Source organism: Flavobacterium sp. FPG59 (assembly GCF_002150205.1).
Taxonomy (GTDB): Bacteria; Bacteroidota; Bacteroidia; order Flavobacteriales; family Flavobacteriaceae; genus Flavobacterium.
Map to the genome: position 1 here is coordinate 1 of NZ_MTCA01000078.1, position 12,671 is coordinate 12,671.

Genomic DNA, 12,671 nt, shown 5'->3' on the forward strand with positions numbered 1-12,671 from the left:
ATTATAAACTTTCAACAAAAAACACTAAAAAGAGCAAAATCCTGGCTTTTTTAGTGTTTAATATTGAGATAAATCTTCACTTTATTGATACACTTTGATGTAATCAATATAAAATTTTTGAGGAAAAATTGCATCATCCACCTCAGGCCCTCCAAAATTACCTCCTATAGCCATGTTTATAATAAAATAAAATGGCTGATCGTATGGCCAAACAGCTTGGGTTTTTGATTCGGGCTGAAAGGTATACACTAACTTTGCATCTACAAAAAATTCTATTTTATCAGGTGTCCACTCTATGGCATACAGGTGAAAACCCTCTTCAATAGACTCTATTTTTGTTTTTTTAGTATTAATAGTATTTCCATGACTGTCCTGAGTATGTAACGATGTAAAAACCATATTTGGCTCCTTGCCCACATATTCAAGGATATCAATTTCTCCACACATGGGCCACCCAACTTGATCAATATTAGAACCTAACATCCAAAAAGCAGGCCAAATCCCCTGCCCTACGGGAAGTTTTGCTCTTGCTTCAAATCTTCCGTATTGAAATTCTTTTTTCCCTTTGGTAGTAATTCTAGTTGATGTGTATTTATTGTCTGCTTCTTTTTTTGCAGTAATTACCAAGCAACCTTTTTCAATTTTATGATTATCCGCCGTATATAACTGTCTTTCATTATTTCCCCAACCACAATTTGGACAACCGTCACCCAACTCGATGTTCCAAGTTTTTTCATTTAATGATTTTTCATCAAAATGTTCTTCCCAAACTAATTTGCGCGTACCCACTTGTGCGAATGAACAATTGAAAATTAGGAAACAAACCAATATATTTTTCATAAATGCTTAGTTTTTAAATTGAAAATCTTTTTCGAATTGCGTTACAGAACTGCCTCCAACAAAAATTTTAAAGTCTCCTCCTTCGGCTTCCCACTTTCTATTGGCGGTAAAAAACTCAATCGTTTTCTCATCAATCATAAACATTACTTTCTTAGTTTCATTAGGTTGTAACTCTATTAATTCAAAACCTTTAAGTTCTTTTACGGGGCGCGTAACGCTGGCAATCAAATCTCTAATATACAACTGCACTACCTCTTTACCTATTACATTACTTGTGTTTTTAACATTGACCGATACTTGAATAGATCCACCTTTTGCGAAAGCATTAGAAGACACTTCAAAACCTGAATATTCAAATTTAGAATAACTCAAACCATGTCCGAATGGGAATTGAGGCGTGTTTTTCTCGTCAATATAATGAGACCAAAAAACACTTTCTGGTTCATTCATTATAGGTCTTCCCGTATTTTTATAATTGTAATACAAAGGCAATTGCCCCACATTGCGCGGGAAAGACATTGGTAGTTTTCCACTCGGATTGTAATCTCCATATAGTACTTGCGCTATAGCGTTACCACTTTGGGTGCCTAACTGCCATCCCTCTAAAATTGCAGGAATTTTTTCTGCAGCCCACGGAATAGCAAGAGGCCTACCATTGTTTAAAACCAAAACAATATTAGGATTCACTTTATACACTGCCTCTAGTAATTCTTGCTGTACACCTGGTAAATCTATCTCGGTTCTACTTCTACCCTCACCAGATTGCAAACCGTGTTCCCCTAAAACCATAATCACAACATCTGCCTGTTTTGCATTTGTAATAGCTTCATCAAATCCGGTTTTATCTGTAGTGTTGATTTTAGTTTCCCAAATAAATTGAGTGCGTCCCACTGCAACATCGGCACCTTTTGAAAAAGTCAGTTGATTTCCAGAGTATTTTTGCAATCCTTCTAAAACAGAAACCGCCGTATTGTCTTCAGCTGCAATTCGCCAGCTTCCTAATGGACTTGTTTTATCATTTGCCAAAGCACCAATTAACGCTATTTTTTGACCTGATTTTTTTAATGGTAAAATATCATTGTCATTTTTTAAAAGCACAATTGATTTTTTTGCCATGTCTAAAACACCTTCATGAAACTCTGGTTTACCTACTGTGGATTGCTCTCTTTTTTCATCACAATATCTATAAGGATCATCAAAAAGTCCCAATTCAAATTTTACTTTCAATATCCGTCTTGCAGCATCATTAATAAAGCTTTCTTTTACTTTACCCTCTTTAACCAATGCCACTAAATGGTCTACATAAGCGCTTGATTCCATGTCCATATCTGATCCTGCATTGATGGCAATTTCGGCAGCATGCTTGCTATCTTTTGCGTATCCATGAGCTATCATTTCATTTATAGACCCCCAATCTGAAACTACAAAACCATCAAAATTCCACTCTTTCTTTAGAATATCCCTTTGTAAATATGCATTTCCAGTAGCAGGTATGCCATTCAATTCATTGAAGGAATTCATAAAAGTACGCACGCCAGCATCAACAGCTGCTTTAAAAGGAGGAAATATGGTGTTTTGTAAGGTATTTTCGCTTACATCTACCGTGTTATAATCTCTTCCTGATTCAGCAAAACCATAACCTGCAAAATGTTTGGCACAAGCCAAAATAGTATTGGTCGCAGCCAAATCATTTCCTTGAAAACCTTGTACGCGAGCCACCGCAATTTTACTTCCAAGGAACGGATCTTCACCTGCTCCTTCCATAACACGACCCCAGCGTGCATCACGAGCCACATCAACCATGGGAGCAAAAGTCCAATTTAATCCCTCTGCCGAAGCTTCTTCGGCAGCAATAGCCGCAGATTTTTGTATGGCTTGTAAATCCCAACTTGCGGCTTCGGCAAGTGGTATTGGACTAATTGTTTTATACCCGTGAATTACATCAAAACCAAAGAGCAAAGGAATTTTGAGACGGGTTTGTTCTACAGCTATTTTTTGTAAAGCACGAACATCCTTTACCCCTTTTACGTTAAGCATAGAACCTACTAAACCTTTTTTTAAGTCCTCGTATTTTTTTGCGGCTTGGCCTTCTTTTGGAGTTGGCCCTGTAATGTCCCAAAAACCATTGTATTGATTGAGTTGACCAACTTTTTCCTCAAGAGTCATCAATTGAAGAACCGAATCAACCTTTTTATCTAATGCGTTTTTTTGCGCCAAAGGAGTTGATGGTTGTGTGATTTTTTTACTACAAGCAACTACAAAAAATAAGCTGCCAAGTATAAATAGAAATGAATACTTCATTTGTGGTATGTTTATTAAAGCAAAAGGCAGGTAAAAAAACCTACCTTTTACTATTATTGCTAATTTAAATGTGCTTATTGATATACTCTTACATAATCAATCTCCATTGAGGACTGACTAAAAGCTGGATCAATAGCACCTCCAAAGGTTCCTCCCATTGCAACATTTAAAATCAAAAAGAAATCTTTGTTAAATGGCAACGCACTTGTATTTGCAACCGTGTGAAACAAAGCATCATCAACATATATTTTTACTGACTCTGGGCTCCAGATGGTTTTGTAAATATGAAATTCAGAAGCAGCATTAGCTATTGTAGTTGAACTTCCATTACCATTACCTCCTGAATTTCCGGGATAATGTAAGGTACCATATATAGTAGTAGGTTGACTTCCTTTGAATTCCATGATATCAATTTCTCCGCAGGCAGGCCAAGCATTAGTGGCATAATTCTCACCTAGCATCCATATTGCTGGCCAAGTACCAGCACCAGTTGTTAATTTGGCTCTCACCTCAACTCTTCCATAGGTAAATTCAAATTTGTTTTCAGACTTCAATCGAGCAGAAGTATAACCTGAACCTACTTTTTTAGCAGTAATTTTTAAATTTCCACCGGCAACAACTACATTATCACTAGCACTTGTATAAGACTGAGATTCATTATTACCCCAACCTCCAGCACCTAAATCATAACCCCATTTAGTAGGATCTGGTGCACCATCAGTATTAAATTCATCGCTAAATTTCAATATATTATAATTTGCAGATGGCGGTGTAACGGCTCCTGAAGGCGGTGTTGTGGTAAAGGTATGATACCATGCTAAAAATGGATTACCTGCTTGAATTACTCTTACTCTCATTCTGTTATCCGTTATAGAAAGTATTTCATAAGAACTTGAACCAACAAAATACCCCATAAAACCTCCATCTGCAATATTTAAAACAGTCCCCCTAGTTTGAGTAGGAGCTCCTGGATTTTTAGAAACAAAAGATTCTGATTTACTCAATGAAACCAATCTTGAACCTGTAGTAACCAAGTCAAAACATGCATCCTCACTAACTCCCTTAAGAGCAGCGTTATAATACGTTTGTCCTTTGTTATCCAATTCAAATTTCATTTGTTGTCCTACTAAAGAGAAAGTCATTACACTTTTATACAAACAAGTTGCAGCTTTTTCATTGGCCGCAGCCCTATAAAAAGAGGGATAGTAATTTTGTGTTCCAAAAGTAGCATCAGACCAAGCCACATTAGGACCTACCCCCAAATGTTCTGGTTCACTTTGTGCCCAATACCATTTTTTACTAGATCCGCCAGTTAACAATTGAACAGCAACTTCATCCTTAAAGTTACTAAACACAGTAACCTCTATTGTAGTGCTAGAAGTCACTCCTCCTGCACCCGATGCTATGATGGTTACAGTATATGTATTAGTACCAGGAGTAGCGAATGGATATTCGAGAATTCCGCTTGGTTGATTTTTGCTTGTTCCATCACTAAAAACGTATTTATATGAAATTGCGTTTTCGGCGGTACTTACAAATTTTACTTTTCCTGATCCATCTCCATTTGGAAAAGCGGCTGATTTTCCAATAATTTCAGCAGTCACTTTTAGATTTGAGGGGGCATCTATGTCTCCAAATCCTAGATTATCCTCCTGACAATTCACCATTAAAAGCAGGATAAAAACAGAAACTATTTTGAATAGTATTTTTTTCATTTTCTTATTTTTTAAAATTCAAATTGTAATAATGCACACTAACTATTAATGCTATTTCTAAAAGTTAAAACCCTAATTAGTTATGAAAGTAAACATTATCAATATAAACGGTATTGTTACCAGATGGAGCTCCTACATAAATTAATTGTGCAATATGTGCTCTAGTTGTTAAACCTGTAAATTGACTCAATGGAATGTCAAGACTAACCCATGATCCTTGGGCTGGAGAATTTACTGTTATTTCATGTTCTACATCATCGCCTCCACTAAAAGCTCCATCGGCACCAAAATCAACTAATTTAATCTTGAATTGTGTAAAATCTGAAGACCAAACATCAGTATGAAAGTGTGTCATAGCCGTTACATTTATAGGAGTTGAAGTAGCCTCAATACCCACAAAATTTAAAGCGCTATATTTTTTAGTTGCATTTCCGCTTATACTCAAATCAGTTAATGTTGCACTAGACCAAGAAGTTCTCCAAGTATCGACAGCTACATTTGTATATGCATCACTAAACATAGAAATCACACTTGATGCAGGACGTGTAGGTGTTGGCGCTGCAGTAACAGAGCCTGCAGTGTTGTAGAAAAACACATTGTCTACATAAACTGTATTACTTCCTGCTGGAGCTCCTACTAAAATTAATTGTGCAATGTGCGAACGTGTAGTTAATCCTGTAAAATTACTTAATGGAATGTCTAAACTTACCCATTCCTCTTTTTTAGGATTGGCAATAGTTATTTCGTGTTCTCTATCATCACCACCGTCAAAGGTTCCGTTTGCACCAAAATCAACTAGTTTTACTTTGAATTCGGTTACATCTGATGACCAAATATCAATATGAAAAAATGTCATAGCCGATGCGTTTATAGGAGAAGAAGTAGCCTCTATACCCACAAAATTTAATGCGCTGTATTTTTTTGCTTTGTTTCCACTGATATCAATATCCTCTAAAGTTGCTTGTGACCAAGAAGTTCTCCATGTATCAACTGCAACATTAGTGTAGCTATCACTAAACATAGAGATAACATTTGCAGCAGGAACAGTTGGAGCTGGAGCAGCAAATAAATTTGTAACCGTTACTGGAGTTATTTTTTGAGTAGTTGCTGCACCACCACTCAATGCTACAACACGTACATTGTAGGTTCCAGGAGTTTTGTAGGTGTGCGTTATTACTTCACCTTGCATAAAATCTACTGGAACTTCATTAGGGACATCACCAAAATAAACTTGAAAAAAAGTCTCTAAATCAGCCTTTGCCGCAACCGTAATAGACAAATTACTACCAATAGTTATGGTAGGTTCAAAATTAATTGGTGCCAAAAAAGAAACTGTAACCTCTTGAATGGTTTCTGTCTTTGTACCATTAATAGTCATCCCGATAATTTTTGCTTTAAAAACTCCTTCACGGTATTTGTGGGTGTATGTCCCACCAGGATTAACTATTACAGACTTGGTAGTAGCATCACCAAAAAAGATTTCAAATTGAGTTACTCCTTCACCTTTTGGCAAAAAAGTAACATTACCTGAATTATCTTGTGTAATGGTTGTGAGTGCCGACACGTTTTTTGGCGCACCTATAGTTTCTAAATCTACATCATTATTTTCCTCCGTACACCCAAAAGAAAGGGTCAGAATGAAAATACTTAGAATTAATTGTAACTTTTTCATATCTAAATTATGTTAGTTTTTTAATACCCTTGATTTTGTTTCCAATTCCCATTAGAAAATTGAATTTCCTCGATAGGGACAGGAAATAGTTCGTGTTTATTAGCCGTAAAACCAGGAATTTCTTGCGCTGCCTTACCAGTACGAACTAAATCAAAGAAACGATGTCCCTCTCCTGCTAATTCTACTCTTCTTTCGGCTAAAATAAAATCTGTTAAAGCTGCGCCAGAAGAGGCGATGTCATGATTCAAGTCCCCAAAAGCACGTCTGCGAACTAAATTTAGGTATCCTCTTGCTTTTACATCGTCTATTCCACCGCGGTTGAAAGCCTCTGCTGCCATTAATAATACATCGGCATATCGAATAGCACGGTAGTTGTTAGGATTTGTCAAGTTTAAATCATTTTGAGCAGTTGTGCTTCTTTTTCTAGGTATGTACTTTCTGTTAAAAAAACCAGTATGCTCGTATCCTTTTCCAAAAGTTGCTCCTGTACTGGTTGCCCAAGCCTCGATATCTAGGATAGCAACTGCTTTACGATTATCACCGGCTTCGAAAGCATTAACAATTTTTTGGGTAGGAACATTAAAGCTATATCCAGAAGTAAATAAATCTCCACTATAACTACGAGGACCACTAAAACCTACGGCAACATTCCCTTCACTACATTGAAGACATTCAAAATTGGCACCCTCAACATCTGTATATTGTACTTCAAAAACAGATTCTGGTCCGTTCTCACCTTCATTCTCAAATATCGAATTGTAATTTGAAACTAACGAGTAATTTCCAGATGTTATAACTCTATCAAAAATAGGTGCTGCTTGCGCAAACTTATTTTGGTACAAATAAGCTTTTCCTAATAAAGCAAGTGCAGCTCCGCGCGTTGCTCTTCCTTTTTGAGTGGTTGTTGGTGCTAAATTTTCAGAGGCAAAAATTAAATCGGCTTCTATAGATGAATAAACTTCTGCTTTTGAAGAACGAGGAGTTTTTTTCTCATCGCCTGGAACAAACCTTACGTCTCCTTTCATAGGGATACCACCAAACCATTTTACTAATTCAAAATGATAGTACGCTCTAAGAAATCGAGCTTCAGCAATAATTTGGTTTTTTCCTTGAAAATCAGTTTTATTTTTAAATTCTAAAATATAGTTTGCTCTTTGTACACCTGCAAACATCCAATCCCAAAGGTTTTTTAATTGCTTGTTAACTGGCGTATGAATCATATCATCAATTTGCTGAATACCTGGCTCATTTGATGCATTTTCACCTCCTGCTAAAGTGTTGTCTGAGGCTATTTCACCAACTAAAACATTCATATAACTAGACTGTAATAAATCATATGCAGCAATCAATGCTTTGTCATAGTCTTCTTTTGAGTTGAAATAATTTTCAGAATCAATAGAATATTCAACAGGTCTGTCTACGAACTCATCGCTACATGAAATGATAGCCGTGGCTATAGCTGCTATCATTACGGTACTAAAAAGATATTTTTTCATTTTAATTCAGATTAAAAATTAATGTTCAAACCTAACAGGTAAGTTCTTGGGATAGGATAAAAACCCTTGTCTATCGCGCCACCTATTGGCTCTCCATTAGACGCACCAGGATCAAAACCTTTGTACTTTGTAAAAGTGTACAAGTTGTTGACACCCGCATACAACCTAACTTTTGAAAGACCAGTTTTTTCAATAAACTTTGTATCAACTGCATATCCTAATTGTATGTTTTGGATCCTTGCATACGAAGCGTCCTCTACAAAAAAGCTTGAAAAATTAGAGTTTCCTGTTGCACTTGTTGTAACTCTAGGAGTTGAATTTGTACTTCCTTCACCAGTCCATCGGTCTAATACGTAATTGAGCCTATTAACATCTGTTAGATTTCGCTCATAATTCCGAACCATATCATTGCCTACAGAGGCAAAAGTATACATGGCAAAGTCAAAATTTCTGTAGTTCATTTGAACATTGAAACCCATTGTAGCTGCAGGAATTGGATCACCAATATTTGTTCTATCACTGGCATTTAAAACACCATCACCATTTACATCTACAAACCTTAAATCACCTGGACTTGCTTCTGCTCCTAATGATAATTGAGATGGATGCGCATTTACTTCGGCTTGATTTTGAAAAATTCCATCTGTTTTATAGCCGTAGAAATATCCAATTGGTCTGCCTACTTCCATTCTTGATGGTGGTTGTTGACCAACTCCAAAGGATCCTCCCTCAATATAACCAATGCCATTGTTTACCTCTAGCACTTCGTTTTTCAGGAAAGTAACATTGTATCCTACGCTTAAAGAAAAGGAATCTGAAAACTTATTTTTATAATCTAGAGCAAGTTCTAAACCCGTATTTCTTACCGTACCAGCATTTATTGTAGGTGGTTTAGATCCAGGTGCAGCAGCACCATTAATACCAGAAACTGGAATAAAAGGGATTAATAAATCGGTACGAGTATCAATAAAATAATCCGCTACAAATGACATTTTATTTTGGAGAAATCTCAAGTCTACACCTACGTCAAACTTGCGGGCTTCCTCCCATTTTAAATTAGCGTTTGGAATTTGTCCTACGGCAAAACCATTTACTAAAACATCACTAAATACATAAGTAGCTTCACCATTTAACTGTGAAATGTAACCATTATTAGGAATTTGATCGTTTCCTAAAGTTCCATAGCTTCCTCTAAATTTCATGAAATTAACAAACTTATCTTGTCCAAAGAAACTCTCGTCAGACAGCACCCAACCTGCAGTGAATGACGGGAAGTACCCCACCTTATTACCAGGTCCAAATTTTGTCGAAGCATCACGACGAATCATTGCCGAGAAAAGATACTTCCCTTTATAATCATACTGACCTCTTGCAAAATAAGAAAGTCGTCGTTCATCATAATTATAAGAACTGTTTGTTACAACCGTTGCTACTCCTCTAGTCAAAGCAATATCAGCAAATTTCCAAGAATTATAAGGAACATCAAAACCTGTGGCAAACAAACCATTGCCATATTCTTTAAAAATGGTGTTTCCTATTGTTGCCGCAATATTATGATCCTCAGCAATTTTTTTTGTGTAAGTACCGTAAATATCGAAAGAATAATTGTTATCGTTTATGCTACTTTGAGTAACACTACTTCTTAGTACATCAAAAACTTTTCCGCCATAACTAATTTGCTTTGCAAAAGTTTTAGACTCACTATTAGATGAATTAAATCCAATAGAACTCGTAATCACAAAATCTTTAAATAGTTTATAATCTAACCCAAAATTTCCATTTAACTTCTTGAAGTTATAATCGTTATAGGTATTTGCAATTTGAGCTAAAGGATTGATTATTTCGTTACCAAGCCCTGTGCCTGCCAGTGTAAAATCACCAGTAGCATCATACGGTTTTAGCGTAGACGGCATATTCAATGCATTAAATAACACTGAACCCAAACCATCTTCATTAAGTGTATTTCTAGTAAAATAAGTATAAATAACATTGGTTTTTAACTTCAATCTGTCCGTAACATCAGCACCAAGTGCAATTCTTGCAGTATTTCTTAAAAAGCCTGATTTTTTTTCTCCAATGATCCCTTCTTGATCAATGTGAGAACCACTTACTGCATAGGTTATTTTATCAGATCCTCCAGAGAAAGAAATATCATGATTGATTATTGGAACTGAAGTACTAAAAATTTCATTCTGCCAGTCAGTACCTTTACCCAAACCTGATACATTTGGAAAAGGAATTGCGTTACCACCATTAGCATAACTTTCGTTAAGTAACAAAGCATACTCGGTTGCATTTAGCATGGGTAACTTTCTTGAAGTTTCTTGAAAACCAGTATAAGCGTTATAACTTATTTTGGATTTTGAATTTTTCTTACCGGACTTAGTGGTTATTAAGATAATACCATTGGCACCAATAGTACCATAAATTGCGGCCTGTGCATCTTTTAGTACGGTGATGGTTTCAATATCATTTGGATTTAATAATCCTAACTCTCCCACATAACCATCTATAATAGTAGTAGGTCTATTTTCTCCATTGGTAGCAATACCTCTAATTCTTATATCTAAAGCTGCTCCAGGTGCTCCAGATGTAGAGGTAACATTTACTCCAGACACGGTTCCTTGCAATGCTTGTTCCACTCTAACTGGTTTTAATACCTCAAGTGTTTTGCTATCTACAACAGAAACTGCTCCTGTTACTTCTCGCTTTTTTTGTGATCCATAACCTATGACAACAATTTCATCTAATGTATTAGCGTCTTCTTTTAAAACGATTGATAGGTTTTGTGATGATTGTGTTACTTTATATTCTACACTTTTAAAACCTACGAAAGAAAATATTAAAACGGAATTAGGCGAAACACCTTTTACATAAAAACGACCATCAAAATCTGTAGTGGTTCCTGATGAAGAATTTTTTACTTGAATATTTACCCCTGGTATTGGTAAACCAGAACTTGCCTCTTTGACAACACCTCCTACATCAAACCCTTGAGAAAAACCCAAAGTGGTTATGAATAGAAAAAAGATTAATAGATAGTTTGACTTCATAATTTATGTTTTTTGTGAATTATAAAATTAACACCTAAAGAGTGCTAATTAGTAAATTAGAACCACAACAAAAAACATACAAAGCAAAAAAAAAGTAGTATTACTGATGATTTCTCAATTTATCACCTAATTTGCTGTGAAATCTAAATTTTAATAAAATCTTAAATCCCCAAAAAAAATCAACGATAACGTTAATGTTGTGGTAATGTATAGTTTTTTTGACCCAAAAAACTGCAACCTATACAGATAAAATGTACTCTACAAGTCCTTGCTCATGAGACAATTCCATTTTTTTACGCAAACGATATCGTTTTATCTCAACACTTCGTACCGATATGTTCAATAAAGGCGCAACTTCTTTTGAGGATAAATTGAGTCTTAAATAAGCACATAATCTTAAATCATTTGGAGTTAATGTAGGATGCGCCGCCTTCATTTTTTTCAAGAAATCTTTATCGGTACTATCAAATGCCTCTTTAAAAATACTCCAACTATCTCCTTCATTGATGTTTTTATTTATAGTAGAAATTACAGATTTTATACTTTTATTGCCATCCTCAGTTGTTTTTTTCAAATCTTCTTTGATAAAAGCCAACAACTCATTTTTACTATTCAAACTCATGGTAGATGCGGCCAATTCTTTATTTTTTGAATCAACTACTTGAGAAAGTTGCTCATTTTTTATTCGCATAACCTCTTGCTCGTTCTCCAACTCTTTTATTTCTAATAACAGATTGTTTTCCTCTATTAATTTTTTTTCTAATTGCTCATAGTAACGTTTGTATGCCTTGTGTATAAATCTTGCTGCAAAGACCAGCACAATTAAATAAATCAAAAGTGCAACATGAGTAAAATACCAAGGTTTGTTTATTCTAAACGAATAGGATATGGTACTATCTAAGGTGGAATTAGCATATTTTGCTCTAACTTTTAAGGTATAATTCCCAGGAGGTAGATTCTTAAAATTAACGGATGATTTGGCACTCCATTCGCTCCATTCTTCTTGAAACCCTTCCAGTAAGTACTGAAACTCTACATTTATATATTTATTGAACTCTGGTACAGCATAAAAAACTGAAATATTATTTTCATCATGATCAAAACTTCCCTCACTTAGAATACTTTGGTTTTGAAACGATTCGTTTTGTTTATTTGTAGTTATTCCTGATAATGAAACGTTGTAATTCTTTAAACCTAATTCATTTAAATTCAAAATATAATATCCATCCGTTGTTCCTATTAAATAATTGGAGTGAGAAATTTGAGTTATATTTTCATATCCCAACATAGAGTTTGTTAAAGCTGCTGGTATAGGAATTACATTTTGCGTAAGTTGCTTGCTAAATTTACTCAGCGAAAAATAATGAATGTAATTCTTTGAAAACAACCAAATCTTGTTAGAATTGTCAACAATTAATTTTCCAGATGTGTATTCATCTTTTTCAAAAACAGTACTCATTATAGTATCTTTTACAAACTGTTTAGTTTTTTGATTGAGTTTAAAAATGCCTGCTTTGTTAGCATAATAAATATCATTATTAAAGGTAGTTAAACTTGCATTTTTCCCTTTTTGAGGTGTTTTATAAGCCTGTAC

7 protein-coding genes are annotated in these 12,671 nt (G+C 35.2%); all 7 read right to left on the reverse strand.

Features of this window, described 5'->3' with window-relative positions; all coding sequences use genetic code 11:
- Window positions 1-81: 81 nt before the first annotated feature.
- Window positions 82-840, reverse strand: a complete 759-nt coding sequence (locus tag FPG59_RS08730; RefSeq protein ID WP_086454231.1) for a family 16 glycosylhydrolase — start codon at window positions 838-840, stop codon at window positions 82-84.
- Window positions 841-846: 6 nt separating this feature from the next.
- Window positions 847-3,141, reverse strand: a complete 2,295-nt coding sequence (bglX, locus tag FPG59_RS08735) for a beta-glucosidase BglX (RefSeq protein ID WP_086454232.1) — start codon at window positions 3,139-3,141, stop codon at window positions 847-849.
- Between the two features lie 74 nt (window positions 3,142-3,215).
- Window positions 3,216-4,856 carry a family 16 glycosylhydrolase gene (locus tag FPG59_RS08740; protein ID WP_086454233.1) on the reverse strand — a complete coding sequence of 547 codons (1,641 nt, stop codon included), beginning with the start codon at window positions 4,854-4,856 and terminating at the stop codon, window positions 3,216-3,218.
- Window positions 4,857-4,932: 76 nt separating this feature from the next.
- Window positions 4,933-6,528 (reverse strand): PKD domain-containing protein, encoded by a 1,596-nt coding sequence (locus FPG59_RS08745; protein WP_086454234.1) that lies wholly within the window; start codon window positions 6,526-6,528, stop codon window positions 4,933-4,935.
- Between the two features lie 20 nt (window positions 6,529-6,548).
- Window positions 6,549-8,024, reverse strand: a complete 1,476-nt coding sequence (locus tag FPG59_RS08750) for a RagB/SusD family nutrient uptake outer membrane protein (protein ID WP_086454235.1) — start codon at window positions 8,022-8,024, stop codon at window positions 6,549-6,551.
- An 11-nt stretch (window positions 8,025-8,035) separates the two neighbouring features.
- Window positions 8,036-11,077, reverse strand: a complete 3,042-nt coding sequence (locus tag FPG59_RS08755; protein WP_086454236.1) for a TonB-dependent receptor — start codon at window positions 11,075-11,077, stop codon at window positions 8,036-8,038.
- A 238-nt stretch (window positions 11,078-11,315) separates the two neighbouring features.
- On the reverse strand, window positions 11,316-12,671 hold a 1,356-nt coding region (locus FPG59_RS08760), incomplete at its 5' end, for a triple tyrosine motif-containing protein (protein ID WP_303393804.1).